15 protein-coding genes are annotated in these 16,256 nt (G+C 71.0%); 6 read left to right on the forward strand and 9 right to left on the reverse strand.

Annotated elements, in window-relative coordinates:
- Positions 1-137: 137 nt before the first annotated feature.
- The 3 genes from ispF to ACFPA8_RS10770 form a co-directional block, all read right to left on the reverse strand.
- A complete protein-coding gene (gene ispF / locus ACFPA8_RS10760; protein WP_386445929.1) occupies positions 138-668 on the reverse strand; it encodes a 2-C-methyl-D-erythritol 2,4-cyclodiphosphate synthase in 531 nt (176 codons plus the stop codon).
- Entirely contained in the window at positions 658-1,524 is an 867-nt protein-coding gene (ispD, locus tag ACFPA8_RS10765) for a 2-C-methyl-D-erythritol 4-phosphate cytidylyltransferase (RefSeq protein ID WP_386445932.1), read from the reverse strand. The genes ispF and ispD overlap by 11 nt, the downstream gene beginning before the upstream one ends.
- A gap of 433 nt (positions 1,525-1,957) precedes the next feature.
- A complete protein-coding gene (locus tag ACFPA8_RS10770) occupies positions 1,958-2,440 on the reverse strand; it encodes a CarD family transcriptional regulator (RefSeq protein WP_045861969.1) in 483 nt (160 codons plus the stop codon).
- A 583-nt stretch (positions 2,441-3,023) separates the two neighbouring features.
- On the opposite strand from ACFPA8_RS10770, the gene ACFPA8_RS10775 reads away from it, so the two are divergent.
- Positions 3,024-3,713, forward strand: a complete 690-nt coding sequence (locus tag ACFPA8_RS10775) for a copper chaperone PCu(A)C domain-containing protein (RefSeq protein ID WP_386445935.1) — start codon at positions 3,024-3,026, stop codon at positions 3,711-3,713.
- Positions 3,714-3,996: 283 nt separating this feature from the next.
- Here the strand turns inward: ACFPA8_RS10775 and phoP are convergent, their stop codons facing one another.
- Positions 3,997-4,668, reverse strand: coding sequence for a two-component system response regulator PhoP (phoP, locus tag ACFPA8_RS10780; protein ID WP_465270235.1), 672 nt, complete (start codon positions 4,666-4,668; stop codon positions 3,997-3,999).
- A 5-nt stretch (positions 4,669-4,673) separates the two neighbouring features.
- On the reverse strand, positions 4,674-6,155 hold the full coding sequence (locus ACFPA8_RS10785) for a sensor histidine kinase (protein WP_386445941.1): 1,482 nt from the start codon (positions 6,153-6,155) through the stop codon (positions 4,674-4,676).
- A 197-nt stretch (positions 6,156-6,352) separates the two neighbouring features.
- Between ACFPA8_RS10785 and phoU the strand changes: the two genes are divergently transcribed.
- The 3 genes from phoU (at position 6,353) to ACFPA8_RS10800 (ending at position 8,920) form a co-directional block, all read left to right on the forward strand.
- Positions 6,353-7,054: a phosphate signaling complex protein PhoU gene (phoU, locus tag ACFPA8_RS10790; protein ID WP_386445944.1), complete on the forward strand. Its 702-nt coding sequence runs from the start codon at positions 6,353-6,355 to the stop codon at positions 7,052-7,054.
- A 495-nt stretch (positions 7,055-7,549) separates the two neighbouring features.
- A complete protein-coding gene (locus ACFPA8_RS10795) occupies positions 7,550-8,038 on the forward strand; it encodes a GNAT family N-acetyltransferase (protein WP_386445947.1) in 489 nt (162 codons plus the stop codon).
- A 153-nt stretch (positions 8,039-8,191) separates the two neighbouring features.
- Positions 8,192-8,920, forward strand: coding sequence for a class I SAM-dependent methyltransferase (locus tag ACFPA8_RS10800; RefSeq protein WP_386445950.1), 729 nt, complete (start codon positions 8,192-8,194; stop codon positions 8,918-8,920).
- 9 nt (positions 8,921-8,929) lie between these two features.
- Here the strand turns inward: ACFPA8_RS10800 and ACFPA8_RS10805 are convergent, their stop codons facing one another.
- Both ACFPA8_RS10805 and ACFPA8_RS10810 read right to left on the reverse strand, forming a co-directional pair.
- Positions 8,930-9,700 carry a phytanoyl-CoA dioxygenase family protein gene (locus tag ACFPA8_RS10805; RefSeq protein ID WP_386445953.1) on the reverse strand — a complete coding sequence of 257 codons (771 nt, stop codon included), beginning with the start codon at positions 9,698-9,700 and terminating at the stop codon, positions 8,930-8,932.
- A gap of 156 nt (positions 9,701-9,856) precedes the next feature.
- Positions 9,857-10,615, reverse strand: coding sequence for a phosphoglyceromutase (locus ACFPA8_RS10810; RefSeq protein ID WP_386445955.1), 759 nt, complete (start codon positions 10,613-10,615; stop codon positions 9,857-9,859).
- 101 nt (positions 10,616-10,716) lie between these two features.
- Between ACFPA8_RS10810 and ACFPA8_RS10815 the strand changes: the two genes are divergently transcribed.
- Complete coding sequence (locus ACFPA8_RS10815) at positions 10,717-12,162, forward strand: MFS transporter (protein ID WP_386445958.1); 1,446 nt, start codon at positions 10,717-10,719, stop codon at positions 12,160-12,162.
- Here ACFPA8_RS10815 and ACFPA8_RS10820 read toward each other — a convergent pair.
- On the reverse strand, positions 12,124-14,034 hold the full coding sequence (locus ACFPA8_RS10820; RefSeq protein WP_386445961.1) for a helix-turn-helix domain-containing protein: 1,911 nt from the start codon (positions 14,032-14,034) through the stop codon (positions 12,124-12,126). The two genes, ACFPA8_RS10815 and ACFPA8_RS10820, sit on opposite strands and share 39 nt — an antisense overlap.
- Positions 14,035-14,127: 93 nt before the next feature.
- Positions 14,128-14,928, reverse strand: a complete 801-nt coding sequence (locus ACFPA8_RS10825) for a 3-hydroxybutyrate dehydrogenase (RefSeq protein ID WP_386445963.1) — start codon at positions 14,926-14,928, stop codon at positions 14,128-14,130.
- Between the two features lie 166 nt (positions 14,929-15,094).
- Between ACFPA8_RS10825 and ACFPA8_RS10830 the strand changes: the two genes are divergently transcribed.
- Complete coding sequence (locus ACFPA8_RS10830) at positions 15,095-16,108, forward strand: extracellular catalytic domain type 1 short-chain-length polyhydroxyalkanoate depolymerase (protein WP_386445966.1); 1,014 nt, start codon at positions 15,095-15,097, stop codon at positions 16,106-16,108.
- The last annotated feature ends 148 nt before the right edge of the window (positions 16,109-16,256 follow it).

The following is a 16,256-nucleotide window of genomic DNA, read 5'->3' on the forward strand; positions in this document are numbered from 1 at the left end:
GCGGCATTCCGGCACTGCGCGGCGCCTCACCCGTACGAGGGAGCCTCCGCACGGAGCGGAACCGGACCGGGGACCGGGGACCGGGGGCCGGGGACCGGGGGCCGGGGGCCGGGGGCCGGGGAGCCGGCGGGAACGGGCTACCGAGGCGGCAGGACCAGCGCCGTCGCGATCGCCGCCAGCCCCTCGCCCCGTCCCGTCAGGCCCAGCCCGTCCGTCGTGGTGCCGGAGACGGAGACCGGAGCACCGACGGCGTTCGAGAGCGCGCGCTGCGCCTCTGCGCGCCGCTTGCCGATCTTGGGCCGTACGCCGATCACCTGGATGGCGACGTTGCCGACGCTGAAGCCCTCGGCCCGCACGAGCCGCGCCGCCTCCGTGAGCAACGTGACCCCTGAGGCACCGGACCACTCGGGGCGGCCGGTGCCGAAGTGGGCGCCGAGGTCGCCGATGCCGGCGGCGGAGAAGAGCGCGTCGCAGGCGGCGTGTGCGGCGACGTCGCCGTCGGAGTGCCCGTCCAGGCCGAAGCGCTCGCCCTCCCAGAGCAGGCCCGCGCACCACAGTTCGCGTCCCTCCTTGAACGCGTGCACGTCGGTGCCGATGCCGACCAGCGGGAGGAGCTGAGGCCCCGGCGCCTGCTCCGCCCGCTGCTGCTGGAAGCCGTCAGAAGCCATCGGTGGCGCGCCTCCTCGCGATCACGGCCTCGGCCAGCACCAGGTCGAGTGGCCGCGTCACCTTGAATGCCTCTTCGTGCCCCGGCACGACCACCACTTCGATCCCCAGCCGTTCCACCATGCCGGCGTCGTCCGTGACACCGTCGCCCTCCCGGGCCACCTGCTCGTGCGCCGCGGCGAGCACCTTCAGCGCGAAGCCCTGCGGGGTCTGCACGGCCCGGAGCCGCGACCGCTCCGGGGTGCCCGTCACGGGTTCCGGGCCACCGTCCGTACGGGGCTCGACCTCCTTGACGGTGTCCGGCACCGGGAGCGCCGGCACCACAGCGGGTGCCCCTTCCCGTACGGCCGCCGCCACCGCGTCGACGGTGTCGACCGGCACGAGTGGGCGGGCCGCGTCGTGCACCAGCACTGCGTCGACGTCGTCGGGCAGGGCGGCGAGACCGAGACGTACGGAGTCCTGCCGGGTCTCGCCGCCCGGAACGACCAGCACGTCCGTGGCGGGAAGCTCTCCGCCCGGAGCGAGCGAGGTGTGCTCGTCGAGCAGGTGCCGCACCTCGTCGGCGCCGTCCGGCGGCGCCACCACGACGATCAGCGAGACGGCCCGTGCCCGGTCCATCGCGCGTACGGCGTGCACGAGCATCGGTGTGCCGCTCAGTGTGCGCAGCGCCTTGGGCGCTCCGGGGCCGAGACGGAGTCCGCGGCCGGCGGCGGGAATGATCGCCGCCGTGCGGTGCCCGCGCTGCGAGGGCACCGCGCCGGGCTCGGCGGAGCGGTCGGGCGCGGGGCCGCCGTCCGGCACGGCCGGTGGCGGCGCTGCGGAACGGGACGGCGACTCGCCTGCGGATTGAATTGACATCGGTTGCACGTTCAGGTTTGTGTCCTCAGCCGGGGTGGGTATGGCCAGGGATACCCCCGGCCGTAGGTTGGGGGCGTGCCGGGCGCGAAGCCTTGACCGGCCCTTCCGTGATCTCCGGTCGAGGCAGTTGCCCGGGCCCGGCACGCATCGGAGCAGCTGTGAAAGGCCGTGTCGTACGCGGCGGGCGGGGAGAACGTTACTGAACGAAGCCGGGAATCGCCGGATGCCCGGGCATGCCTGCTCGGCCGCAGACATGCCGCAGCGCCCGGCGACTGATCCACGTCACTCGGGCACTGCGGCACAGCCTTGCTCTCGTGTTGCGGTGCTGGCTTGGTCTACTGCCTCGGGCTGCTCTACGCCTGCCGTCCTGCTGTCCGGTCGCTGCCGCACCCTTTGCGCGCCACGGGTCCGGCACCTCACGCGGTCAGGAAGCTCAGGAGGCGAGGACCTCGTCGAGCAGAGCTTCGGCCTTGTCTTCGTTGGTGTTCTCCGCGAGGGCGAGTTCGCTCACCAGGATCTGGCGGGCCTTGGCAAGCATCCTCTTCTCTCCTGCGGAGAGCCCGCGCTCACGCTCACGGCGCCACAGGTCGCGGACGACCTCCGCCACCTTGATCACGTCGCCGGACGCGAGCTTCTCGAGATTCGCCTTGTAGCGCCGGGACCAGTTGGTGGGCTCTTCGGCATACGGCGCGCGGAGCACCTCGAAGACCTTGTCCAGCCCGTCCGAACCGACAACATCTCGTACGCCCACGAACTCCGCATTGTCCGCCGGCACACGAACGGTCAGGTCGCCCTGCGCAACCTTCAGAACCAAGTAGGTCTTGTCCACGCCTTTGATCTGGCGAGTTTCGATAGCCTCGATCAGCGCGGCCCCGTGATGGGGATAGACCACGGTGTCGCCAACCTTGAACGTCATGTGTCAGGTACCCCTTCCGTGACTATCCAGAGTAACACGGAATCGGGCTCTTCTGAATGGCGTTTTCGCAGGTCAGACCGCATCTCGGGGCTTGACAAGCGGACCGGTTACGTGCTTCGGGCACCGTCGTCGGACAGGTATTCGCAGGTCGGGGCACTTCTGTGCGCGCAGCGAAACACCACCGACACGAGCGAAGAAGGTGCGCCGGAAAGCGTCCACCGCCCGTTTTGTCCGGCTGTAAGTCGTCGCTCGTTCGGCCCTCCGAGACGCTTCAAGGACTTTCTCAATAATTGATCAGCAGTTCCGCTGATCAATTCACAAGCCGTTCGCATTCTTTCCCCGGAAACGGCCGCGGAGAGATACGCCGCGAGCTCCCGCCGGGCAGATGAACGCGCCTGCGGGACCCCGCCCAGGAGGGTCGGGTGCGGGCCCGTACGAGCGGCTCGGTAACCTGAGCGCGCCTAAGGTCGGCGTCCTGGAACCCCACGTCGACACGGCGTACCCGCCTCCGGGCGGGGAACCTGCCCGTCCGCGACCGGCTCGCATTCCGGCCGCCACGACCCGCCCAGGAGTTGCCGCCGCCGTGAGCAGCAGCATTCGACGCGGCACCCTCGCCGCCACCGCCCTCGCGTTCGCCGTAGCCGCACTGTCCGCCTGCGGCGCCGGGAAAGACGCTCAGACGCTGGAGGTCAAGCCGGACAACGCCGCGACCACTGTCGGCGACGTCAAGATCCAGAACGTCAACGTCGTCACCTCCGAGGACGGCGCCGGTCCGTCCGCCGTGACCGGCCGCATCTTCAACGGCGGCACCAAGGACGAGACCCTGACGTCGATCACCGTCAAGGGCGCCGGCGCCCGCGTGGAGCTCAGCCCCGCGAAGGGCGAGAAGAAGCTGACCGTGCCCGCCGGAGGGTCGCTGGCCCTCGGCGGCAAGGACAACGCCTCGGCCGAGCTCCCCCCGAGCGCGGCCTCCGCCGTCAAGAACGGCAACGCGCAGCCGGTCTCCTTCGAGCTGAGCCGTACGGGCAAGGTGACCCTGCGGGCGACCGTGGTCCCGCCGCACGGGGACTACGAGAAGTTCGGGCCGAGCGCGACGCCGTCGCCGGGCGAGACCTCCGGGTCTCCGTCCGCCTCGCCGTCGGAGTCCGAGGAGGAGCCGGAGTCCGGGTCGGATGAGTCCGACGAGGGCGAGGCATCGACGTCGGAGACGCCTTCCGGTGAGGACGAGCAGGAGGCGTCCTCCGCGTCGGGGAGCCAGGGCGCGGGGCACTGACGCCCGGGAACACCGCAGCAACGCGAGAGGCCCCGCCCGTACGGCCGTACGGGCGGGGCCTCTCGGCACCGGGCGGGCGCCGGAGCGCACAGCGGGTGCGCGGGCGCTCCAGGGTCGTCCAGGGTGCGTCGTTTGGATCTTCGTGGGTCGGCGAGCGGCGTCCGGTGCGTCCAGATGCCAGGCGGAGGATCGCCCTCGTACTGGGCGTACTCGGGCGACTCCGACAACGCAGCAGATGGGCGGGCCGGGCGTCGCGAGCCCGCGAAGATCCAAACGACGTGCCCTAGGGTTCGAACTTGTAGCCGAGACCCCGGACGGTGACCAGGTAGCGGGGTGCGCCCGGATCGGGTTCGATCTTCGCCCGCAGGCGCTTGACGTGGACGTCGAGCGTCTTGGTGTCGCCGACGTAGTCGGCGCCCCAGACCCTGTCGATCAGCTGCATGCGCGTCAGGACCCGGCCGGCGTTGCGGAGCAGCATCTCCAGCAGGTCGAACTCCTTGAGCGGCAGGTCGACCTTGCCGCCGGAGACGGTGACGACGTGCCGGTCGACGTCCATGCGCACGGGACCGGCCTCCAGGGCGGCGGGAGCGACCTCCTCCGGTTCGCCCTGGCGGCGCAGTACGGCCCGTACGCGCGCGACGAGTTCGCGGGAGGAGAAGGGCTTGGTGACGTAGTCGTCTGCTCCAATCTCCAGCCCGACGACCTTGTCGATCTCGCTGTCCTTGGCGGTCACCATGATGACCGGGACGTTGGAGCGGCCGCGCAGCTGGCGGCAGACCTCCGTCCCCGGCAGGCCGGGCAGCATCAGGTCGAGCAGGACCAGGTCGGCGCCGTTGCGCTCGAACTCGTCCAGCCCGTCGGGCCCCGTGGACGCGACGGCGACCTCGAAGCCTTCCTTGCGGAGCATGTAGGAAAGTGCGTCGCTGAACGATTCCTCGTCCTCGACGACGAGCACTCGGGTCACGGGAGGACCTCCGGGGCGGGTTCGGGGGCGCGAAGCGTCTCGCGCGCCGAAGAGGTTGCTGGGGGTGTGGACGTGGACGGAGGCGTGCGGGGGCCGGACGCGGAAGCCGGGGAAGCATGGGAAGCCGGGGAAGCATGGGAAGCCGCGGAAGTGGGCTCCCCCGGAGGCCCAGGCCCGTCCCGTCCTTCCCGGTTCGCGGGGGTGTCCGGGTCGGGGTCGTCGAACTCGGCGGGTTCCTCGAACTCGGCGGGCTTGCGCAGCGCGCCCGAGAGGCGGTCGCGGTCCCGTTTCTCCTCCTCCGCCCGTTCCCGCGCGCTGCCGGCTTCCGGCAGTCGCAGAGTGAAGGTGGAGCCTTGTCCTTCGGCGCTCCACACGGTGACCTCCCCGCCGTGCGAGGCGGCCACATGCTTGACGATGGCGAGGCCGAGGCCGGTACCGCCGGTGGCGCGGGAACGTGCCGGGTCCACCCGGTAGAACCGCTCGAAGACCCGGTCCTTGTCCCGCTCGGAGATGCCGATTCCCTGGTCGCTGACGGATATCTCTATGAGGTCCCCGCCCTGCGCGGCCACCCGGCGGCCTGCGATGCCCACCCGGGTGCGTGGGGGCGAGTAGTTCACGGCGTTCTCGACGAGGTTGCCGAGGGCAGCCGCGAGCTGGCTGCGGTTGCCCCATACGTAGAGATCGTTCGCCGAGCCGGAACCGGCGCCCGAGGAGGCGAGGGTGATCTGCTTGCTGTCGGCCGACTGGCGGCACCGGTCGATGGCCTCGGCGACCAGTTCGTGCACGCCTACCGGCTCGGAGTCCTCTAGCGGATCGTCGTTCTGTACGCGCGAGAGGTCGATCAGTTCCTGTACGAGGCTGGTCAGACGCGTCGACTCGTACTGCATGCGGCCGGCGAAGCGCTCCACGGCCTCCGGGTCGTCCGCCGCGTCCATCACGGCTTCGGACAGGAGCGAGAGCGCGCCGACGGGGGTCTTCAGTTCGTGGCTCACGTTCGCGACGAAGTCGCGGCGTACGGCCTCGATACGGCGGGCCTCCGTCATGTCCTCCACGAGGAGGAGCACCAGCCGCGAGCCGAGCGGGGCGACCCGGGCGGAGACCGCGAGTGCGTCGCCCCTGCCCGTGCCGCGTCTGGGGAGGTCGAGTTCGACTTGTCGTATCTCGCCGTCCCGGCGGGTGTCCCGGGCCATCTGAAGCATCGGTTCGACGGCGAGTTTGCCGCCCCGCACCAGTCCCAGCGCGTACGCGGCGGAGCTGGCCTTGACGACGGAGTCGGCCTCGTCGAGCACGACTGCGGAGGAACGCAGTACGGACAGGACGGTGTCGACGCCGGGCGGGAGTACGGCTTCGGTGTGCAGCGAAGAACGGGTGGGACGGGCCTGCTCGCGTTCGCTCCAGCGGAACGCCAGCATGGCGATCACGCCGGTGCACACCCCGGCGATCGCAGCCGCTGCGGCGACCGCCGCATTCACGTTCATGTCTCCAGGCTATGCATGCCTGGAAGCGGTGCCCCAGCGGAACCCCGGCCAGCTCGAACACTCGTCCCCCAGAGTTCACCTTGAAGCCGTGGCCGGTTCACTTGGGAGGTCGGCGGCAGACGCATTTCGGACGGAGCGTGGGAGCGTGGAGGGCCACAGGCCCTCCGTCGAGAGACCCATGCAATGGAAGGACAGTCATGCGGGACGCCTACCACGAGGAGCTGGACTCGATCAGCGAAAGCCTGGTCGAGATGGCCCGGCTCGTCGGCTCCGCGATCGGCCGCGCCACCACGGCGATGCTGGACGCGGACCTGAAGCTGGCCGAGAGCGTCATCGCGGCGGACGAGAAGGTCGACGACCTGCAGCGTGACCTGGAGACCAAGGCCATCCAGCTGCTGGCGCGGCAGCAACCCGTCGCCACGGACCTGCGGATCGTCGTCACCTCGCTGCGGATGAGCGCCGACCTGGAACGTTCGGGCGACCTGGCGCAGCACGTCGCCAAGGTGGCCCGGCTTCGCTTCCCCGATTCGCCCGTACCGCGTGACCTGCAGGCGACGCTGCTGGAGATGGGGCAGCTCGCGCAGCGGCTGATGGCGAAGGCGGCCGAGGTGATCATCACCAAGGACGTCGATCTGGCGCTGCAGCTGGAGCAGGACGACGACGCGATGGACGACCTGCACCGCACGCTCTTCCAGCACCTCATGGACGACCGCTGGAAGCACGGCATCGAGACCGCCGTGGACGTCACGCTGCTCGGCCGTTACTACGAGCGCTTCGCGGACCACGCGGTCTCCGTCGCACGCCGCGTCGTCTACCTCGTCACGGGCGACTACGCCGACGAGATCGACCCCGTGACGGCCGCCGCCGCGGACGGGACCGCTCCGGTCGAGGGCGCCTGAGGGCGCGCCGGCTCGTACGGCGGCGGCGCAGCCCCCCGGAGGGGGCAGCCCGTACGGCCGTGGCTCGCTCCGTGCCACGACGCGCCCTTGATGCGCCCATGTGTCCCGCTTGATGCTGGACAGGGACCGGGGGAGGAAGAGGAGGGAAGTCATGGCCGACCGAAAGGAAGCGCCGCCCGCCGTCGCACAGGGGCCGAAGCGTCCGTCCCTGCACGTACTGGGGGCGTGCGGGTGCGGCGCGGGATGCGGTTGCGGATGCCAGTCCGGCGGGCCCTGCCGGTGCGGGGGCGGCTGCGGCTGATCGCCGCGGCTGCCGGGAGCCGGGCAGCCGGCGCTGAGGGTGCGCTGCACCCCTCGCGGATGCCGCCTCGGGGGGGGCGCCACCGAGGCGGTACAGGCCGCCGGGGGCCCTGTCCAGTTCGACGGGACAGGGCCCCCGGCCACTCCGGCAGAAATGCGGTGGCGCCGCCCGAGCCTTGCTGCGACGCTCTGCCCGTGCTGATCAGAGAAGCGACCCCCGACGACTGGAACGCAATCCGGCCGTTCTTCCATGAGATCGTCGCGGCCGGCGACACCTTCACGTACGCCCCGGACATGGACAGCGACACCGGGCGTGAGGTCTGGATGCTGCCCTCGCCGAACCGCACCGTGGTCGCCGTCGACGGCACCGGCACAGTCGTCGGAACCGCGAAGATGAACAGCAACCAGGGGGGTAACGGAGCGCACATCGCGAGTGCCAGCTACATGGTCGACCCCGCTCACGCCGGACGCGGAATCGGTCGCGCCCTGTGCGAACACAGCCTGGAGTGGGCGAGGTCCGAGGGCTACCGGGCCATGCAGTTCAACGCGGTCGTGGAGACCAACACGGCAGCGGTCCGGCTCTACCGCGACCTGGGCTTCGAGGTACTGGGCACCGTCCCCGAGGGCTTCCGCCACCCGGCGCACGGCTACGTCGGACTGCACATCATGTACCGCCGGTTCTGAGCGCTGTTCCCGACGACGGGGCCGGTGCCGGACCCGTCGGCACGACAGCGCCGCCAGGCCAGTCCGCAACTCCTGCGCGGGAGCGGTGCGGTCGCCGTCGGCGGCAGCGGGATTCGAAGGCGGTCCGTCATCGCCCGGGAAGGCTTCGCTCGCATGGCTGACGAGGAGTACGGCGACCCGAGACTGGCCGCGATCTATGACGCGCTCTACCCCGACCGCAGCGATCTCGATGCGTACTCCGGTGTGGTGCGGGAGTTCGACGCGCGCCGGGTGCTGGACATCGGCTGCGGAACGGGAGTGTTCGCGCTCCTCCTGGCCGGTCGCGGGATCGAAGTCGTCGGGGTCGATCCGGCCGGGGCTTCCCTCGATGTCGCGAGAGCCAAGCCCGGCAGCGAACGGGTGCGCTGGATCTGCGGTGATGCCACAGCACTTCCGCCGCTGCAGGTCGATCTCGCGACCATGACGGCGAACGTCGCCCCCGCCATCGCCGACCCGCACGCCTGGCGAGAAACCTTGCGGGGCGCATACGACGCGCTGCGGCCGGGCGGACACCTCGTGTTCGAGACCCGGAATCCGGCGAAACGCGCCTGGGAGGCGTGGAATCGCGAGGCGTCGCACCGCATCACGGAGATTCCGGGTGCCGGACCGGTCGAGACCTGGGTCGACCTGATCGAAGTCAGCGGGCCGCTGGTGACGATCCGATGGACCTATGTGTTCGCCGCCGACGACGTGCTGACCTCGACTTCGATGCTGCGCTTCCCTGAGCGTGAGGAGGTCGAGGCGGAGCTTGGGGCGCAGGGGTATGCCGTGAACGACGTGCGCGATGCGCCGGACCGGCCGGGCAGGGAGTTCGTGTTCGTCGCGCTCCGCCCGGGGCCCTGACCCCGGTCGCTATTCGGCCAAGCCGGCGAGCACCGCTTGCTCGACCGGAGTCGGATCGGCCCCGGAGAGATCCAGCTCGCCGGTCGGCTCGAGCGGCGGCTGCGCCATGAAACGGGGAACCGTGCCGCGATGCGGTTGAGCCGCATGCACGAGGAAGGGGTGGCACAGGAACACGTCGCCGGGCGAACCGGTGGCGAGCGCCTCCGAACGGCCCTCCGACGCCGGTACCGCGTCGCCGCAGAGTTCGAACCACTCGCGCCCCTCCTCTCCGGCGTCGGCCAGGAGCGGCGGAACATCGAGGTGGGAACCGACACGGATACGGGTGGGGGCGTCGTCGGGGCCGATGTCGGAGAACAGGAACAGCATCAGCAGCGCCCGCCCCCGCGAGCGCAGGTTCACCCGGCCTTCTCCCGCATCCCCGGCGAAACTCGCCTCGAGGTGCCAGCCGTCGTCTCCGGGCTCCTCCTCGCTCGGGAAGCGGACCGGCCACGTCCCCAGCGACCCCCGTGGCCGCCACCGCCCTTTGCCGACGAGCTGGTCGAATGCCTCGTGCAACACCGGCCGGTTCGCTGCCGCACGGGCCGATTCCGTGGTCAGCTGGTCCAGCCGTACCACTGGCGCGGACCACGTTGCGGGGTCGTCGCGCTCACAGCCGGCCGCCGTACGGACCGCCCCCCAGAGCTCGGAGCGACACCGCTCCACGAGCTCCGCCGGAACGGCCCCCCTCAGCGTCACGAAGCCATCGCGAACGAACTGCGCAACCTGATCCTCACTCAGCATGAGGCCACGGTGATGCGGCTCCTTCGCTCACGCAAGCGAATATGAGGTCGGTGGATCGACGGAGGCGGGGGCTCCCCCTGGCCGTCGAAGTGGCAATAAGCCAAGCCCCCTGCCCGCGCAAATACCGCAGGCAGGGGGCTACTTCGTGCCGTGGTGCTACTTCTTGCCCTGGTTCTTCACTGCCTCGATCGCGGCCTTCGCCGCGTCCGGGTCCAGGTAGGTCCCGCCGCGCTTCACCGGGTGGAAGTCGGCGTCCAGTTCGTAGCTGAGCGGGATGCCCGTGGGGATGTTGAGCCCCGCGATGTCCTCGTCGGAGACGCCGTCGAGGTGCTTGACGAGGGCGCGCAGGGAGTTGCCGTGCGCGGCGACGAGGACGGTACGGCCCGCCAGCAGGTCCGGGATGATGCCGTCGAACCAGTACGGCAGCATCCGCCCGACGACGTCCTTGAGGCATTCGGTGCGGGGCCGCAGCTCACTGGGCACGCCCGCGTAGCGCGGGTCGTCGCTCTGGGAGTACTCGGAGCCGTCCGGCAGCTCCGGCGGCGGGGTGTCGTACGAGCGGCGCCAGAGCATGAACTGCTCCTCGCCGAACTCCTCGCGCACCTGCGCCTTGTCCTTCCCCTGGAGCGCCCCGTAGTGCCGCTCGTTGAGCCGCCAGGAGCGGCGGACCGGGATCCACAGGCGGTCGGCGGACTCCAGCGCCAGCTGGGCGGTACGGATGGCCCGCTTCTGCACGGAGGTGTGCAGCACGTCGGGAAGGAGACCGGCGTCCTTGATCAGCTCGCCGCCGCGTACCGCCTCCTTCTCGCCCTTCTCGGTGAGGTTCACGTCCACCCAGCCGGTGAACAGGTTCTTCGCGTTCCAATCGCTCTCTCCGTGCCGGAGGAGGATCAGCTTGTACGGTGCGTCGGCCATGCGGTGAACCCTACTGGGTGTGCCCGGAGGCGATATCCGGCCACCCCTCTGTGGCGCCCGCGCACATGGGTCGGCGGCGGATTCCTCCCTACGGTCACGCCATGACCCCCGAGAACCCCGCAGCTGACAAGCGTCCGGCGCCCCCTGGGCCCCCGTCCTCGTCCCTGAAGCGCATCGTCGCCGCCAGTCTCGTCGGCACGACGATCGAGTGGTACGACTTCTTCCTGTACGGCTCGGCAGCCGCGCTGGTCTTCAACAAGCTCTTCTTCCCCGAGTCCGACCCGCTCGTCGGCACGCTGCTCGCCTTCCTCACCTATGCCGTCGGCTTCGCGGCCCGTCCGATCGGAGCGCTCGTCTTCGGGCACTACGGCGACAAGATCGGCCGCAAGAAGCTGCTCGTGCTGAGCCTGATGCTGATGGGCGGGGCGACCTTCGCGATCGGACTGCTGCCGACGCACAGCACGATCGGCTCCTCGGCGGCGATCCTGCTGACGACGCTGCGCATGGTCCAAGGGTTCGCGCTGGGCGGTGAGTGGGGCGGCGCGGTGCTGCTGGTCTCCGAGCACGGGGACGCCAAGCGACGCGGTTTCTGGGCGTCGTGGCCGCAGACGGGTGCGCCCGCCGGGCAGTTGCTGGCGACAGCCGTACTGGCGGTTCTGACCGCGGTGCTGTCGGATGCGGCGTTCTTGAGCTGGGGCTGGCGAGTGCCGTTCCTGCTGTCGGGTGTGCTGGTCGGCATCGGTCTGTGGATCCGGCTGGCGGTGGACGAGTCGCCGGTCTTCAAGGAGGCCCGTGCCCGCGCGGAGGCCCGCAAGGCGGAGGCCGCGAAGGTCACCGGGGACCGCCAGGTGGAGAAGATGCCGCTGGTGGCGGTGCTGCGCTACCACTGGAAGGACGTGCTGATCGCCATGGGTGCGCGCATGGCCGAGAACATCAGCTTCTACGTCATCACCGCGTTCATCCTCGTCTACGCCACCAATGAGCTGAAGCTCTCCCAGCAGACGGCGCTCAACGCGGTGCTGATCGCGTCCGCCGTGCACTTCGCCGTCATCCCCGCCTGGGGTGCGCTGTCCGACCGTGTGGGACGCCGCCCGGTGTACCTGCTGGGAGCGGTCGGGACGGGCCTGTGGATCTTCCCGTTCTTCGAGCTGCTGAACACCAAGAGCTTCGGTGCCATCGTGCTCGCCGTGATGGTCGGCCTCGTACTGCACGGTGCGATGTACGCCCCGCAGGCGGCCTTCTTCTCCGAGCTGTTCGCCACGAGGCTGCGCTACTCCGGTGCCTCCATCGGCGCGCAGTTCTCGTCGGTGGCGGCCGGAGCGCCGGCTCCGATGATCGCTACCGCGCTGCTCGCGGACTACGGCACCTCGACGCCGATCTCGCTGTACGTCATCGGGGCGGCGCTGCTGACGGTCGTCGCGATCCTCTGTGCGAAGGAGACCAGGTCGCGGGACCTGACCCGGATCGGGGAGGACGACGCCCTCGACGCTCCGGCGCAGCACGTCCCGTCACCCGCCGACCGCCCCCGAAAGGCGGTGAAGCCGTAGCGCGAGCTGGGTCTCCAGCGCGCGCTCCGGAGACTGCCAGTCGTCGCCCAGCAGCCTGGCCACCCTCTCCAGGCGCTGGGCGACGGTGTTGACGTGCACGTGCAGCATGTCCTTGGCGCGGGCGGGGCTCATGCCGCATGCGAAGTACGCCTCCATGGTGGCGACCAGGTCGGTGCCGCGCCGGGCGTCGTAGTCCAGGACCGGCCCGAGCGTACGGCGTACGAAACTCCCCACGTCGCGGCTGTCGGTGAGCAGCATGCCGATGAACCCGAAGTCCTCGGCCGCCGCGCCGTGTCCGGCCCTGCCGAGCAGCCGCAGGGCGTCCACGCAGCGCCGCGCCTCGGGGTAGGCCGCCGCGACGGCGCCGGGCTGCGCGGCCGGGGCGGGCACAGGTGCCGAGGCGCCGACCGTGACGGGGGCGCCGGCTGCGACGCCGAGCTGCGCGGCGATGTCCTGGGCGAGCCGGGAGGGGGTGGCAGGCGCCGCGCCGCCCTCCCGTACGCCCTCCGCGTCCGCCAGGGGGAGCAGCAGCACCGTGCCGCCGTCACGGGCAGCGGCCAACCCGCGCCGCGTGGCTGCCAGATGGGACGCGGCCGCCCACAGCCGCTGCCGTCCGAGGCTCTCCTCCGGGTCCGCTCCGGCATGTCCGTCGAGGCGGGCGCTGAGCAGTACGTGCGGGGCGTCGAGGTCGGCGTGGAGCCGGGCGGCCCGGTCGCGCAGCAGCCGCGGATCGTGCCGGGCCGCGTCGAGCAGTTCGTCGAGCAGCTCACCGCGTACGCGCTGTTCGGCCTCTCCGGCCGAGCGCCGTGCGAGCAGCAGCAGGGACGTCACCATGGCGGCACGTTCGAAGGTGCGCTGGTCGACGGGGTTCAGCTCGGGGTGCCCCTGAAGGACGAGGGCGCCCAGGAGTTCGCCGCCCGCGGAGACGGCGGTGACCCAGTCGTCGCCGTCCCGCACGGCGTAGCCGTCGTTGCGGGAGCGTTCGACTGCGGGCTGCGCCGAGGCCACGACGGGTTCGGCGAACTCGACGCGGCCTGCGAGCACTTCGGCGACCGCGTCGGCCACGTCCGTCACGTCGCCGCCGCGCAGGACGAGTTCGGTGAGCCTGTCGTGGATGTCGCTCGCCCGCTCGATGGTCTCGTTGGCCTTCTCCAGCTCGGCGAGCGCGTCCCGCGTCTCCCCGAGGAGGCGTGCGTTGTCGATGGCGACGGCCGCGTAGGCGGCGAACGAGCCCAGCAGGGCGATCTGTTCGCGTTCGAAGACGCGGGCCCGGCGGTCGGCGGCGTAGAGGACGCCGATCACCTCGCGCCCGCCGAGGAGGAGCGGCACACCGAGGATGGCCACCAGGCCCTCCTCGCCGACCGCGCTGTCGATGGGGCTGGTGTGCCGGAAGCGTTCGTCCGCCGGGTAGTCGTCCGTGACGTAGGGACGTGCCGTCTGCGCGACGAGTCCGCCCAGGCCCTCCCCCATGCCCAGCCGCAGCTGCTGGAAGCGGGCCGAGACGGAACCTTCGGTGACGCGCATGTAGGTGTCGCCGCGCTCGTTGTCCGTGAGGGTCATGTACGCGACTTCGGTGCCCAGCAGTGAACGGGCGCGCTGGACGATGGCGCGCAGCACGTCGTCCAGGTCGCGCAGTCCCGCGAGGTCGTGGACGGTCTCGATGAGCGCGGTCAGCTCCGCCTCACGCCGCCGCCGGCCCTCCAGCTCCGCGCGGATGCGCAGCGCCAGCAGCTTGCCGCTCTCGAGGGCGGCGAGCTCCTCGGGCGTCGCTCCCGCGGCTCGGGCTCGGGCGAGCGGCTCGTCGTACGCCTCTGCGGGGGCGCGGCGCGAGAGGAGTTCCAGGTAGGCGGCATCGGGGCGGGCTCGGGACATGTGCACAGGCTTACCCGTGGGACGTACGCGACGCCAGGGGCGAGGGCCGGTCGTGGTGACAGTGATCGTCGGCGGACGGACTCGCAGGCGGCCTCAGTGCGCGGTCCAGGCACCGTCGAGCGGCAGAGAGGCACCGGTGATGAAGGACGCCTCCGGTGTGCAGAGGTAGGCGACGGACTCGGCGACCTCCTCGGGTTCGAGGAGCCGCTTCAGCGCGGAGTCGGCGAGCAGTATCTCCGTGACCACCCGGTCGGCCGAGATGCCGTGGGCCGCCGCCTGGTCGGCGATCTGCTGCTCGACCAGCGGCGTACGGACGTAGGCGGGGCTGACGCAGTTCGAGGTGACCCCGTGCTCGGCGCCCTCGAGAGCGGTGACCTTGGAGAGGCCCTCCAGCCCGTGCTTCGCCGAGACGTACGCCGACTTGTACGCGGAGGCGCGCAGCCCGTGCACCGAGGAGATGTTCACGACGCGGCCCCAGCCCTGCTCGTACATGTGCGGCAGCGCGCCGCGGATGAGCCGGAAGGGCGCCTCCAGCATGAGGGTGATCAGGCGGTGGAAGCCGTCGGGCGGGAACTCCTCGATGGGGCGGACCAGTTGGACGCCGGCGCCGTTGACGAGGATGTCGGCGCCCGCGGCGGCGCGTTCGGCGGCGTCCAGTCCTTCCGGGTCGGTGAGGTCGAGGGGGTAGGGCTGGGTGGCGGCCCCGGGCTGGGTCTCCTGGAGGGCGTCGAGCCCTGCCGCGTCCCGGTCGACCGCCCGTACCTTCGCTCCGGCGGCTGCCAGCCGCAGCGCGCATGCGCGGCCGATGCCGCTCGCGGCACCGGTCACCAGGGCGGTGCGCCCTGTGAGGTCGAGGGCGACGGAGTGGGGGCCAGGGGTGAACTGCTCGGTCATGCCGCAAAGCTAGGCGGGCTCACAGGGCGGCCCAATGTGGTCCGGCCACACTCGCGGAGCCGGACAGCTGGACGTACGACACGTTCGGCCGCGCGCTGCCGGGCCCCTACCGTCGTCGCATCCCCCACGGGATTTCCCCACGCAGTCCCCCCACGAAGGAGCGCCTATGAGAGCCACACGCCGCAGAGCCGCTCTGCTGTCAACCGTCGTGACCACGCTCGCGCTGACGTTACTGGGCAGCGCGACCGCGTCCGCCGAACCGCCGGGGGCGGGTACGGACGCGGGTACGGGTGCGCGGGCGGCCGGTCTGGAGAAGGTCGAGGACTTCGGCTCCAACCCCGGGGCCCTCGGCATGTACCGCTACGCGCCCGAGGGACTCCCCGAGGGCAGCCCCGTCGTTGTGACGCTGCACGGCTGCAACCAGGACGCGCCGATGTACTTCGAGGGAGCCGGCTGGCAGAAGTTCGCGGACGCCGGCAAGTTCTCCGTGGTCGCGGCAGAGCAGAGTCAGACCAACAACGGCCTGAAGTGCTTCAACTGGTTCGAGCCCGGTGACGTCGGACGGGACAAGGGCGAAGCGCTGTCGATCAAACAGATGGTGGACAAGACCGTCGCCGACCTGAAGGCGGACCCGAAGAAGGTCTTCATCACGGGGCTGTCGGCCGGCGGCGGCATGACGTCGTCGATGCTCGCGGCCTACCCGGACGTCTTCGCGGGCGGTGCCGTGATAGCCGGGCTGCCGCACGGCTGCGCGAACAGTGCGGCGGAAGCCTGGGGTTGCATGAGCCCAGGGGTCAGCAAGTCGGCGGCCGAGTGGGGCGACATCGCCAGGGAGGCCGCCCCCGGCCACTCGGGCGCCAGGCCCAAGGTCTCGGTCTGGCACGGGACGGCGGACACGAAGGTGGTCCCGGCGAACGCGGCCGAGTCGGTGAAGCAGTGGACGAACGTGCTGGGCGCCGATCAGGACGCCGACGGCACCGAGGCACTGCCGGGCGGCACGACCCGGTCCGACTACAAGGACGGGAACGGTGACGTCGTCGTGCGCAGCTATCTCGTCGACGGCATGGCACACGGCACGCCGGTGAAGCCCGGCGAAGGGTGCGGCAAGGCCGGTGCGAACTTCCTGGACAGCATCTGTTCCAGCAGCCACATCACGGCGGAGTGGGGTCTCGGCGGATGACCGGTCCGTGACGCCCTCCGCGGAATGAGCGGATGGCGTCACGCGGCCGGGAGCTGCTGAAGACGTTCACCCGCGCTCCCCCGGAGGTGCAGGCGGTGCGCATGTCGCGCACCAGGGCCGCTCGGCACCTCCGGGGGATGCCGCTGTC

The organism is Streptomyces ovatisporus, assembly GCF_042653885.1.
In the GTDB taxonomy this organism is placed as follows: Bacteria; Actinomycetota; Actinomycetes; order Streptomycetales; family Streptomycetaceae; genus Streptomyces; species Streptomyces ovatisporus.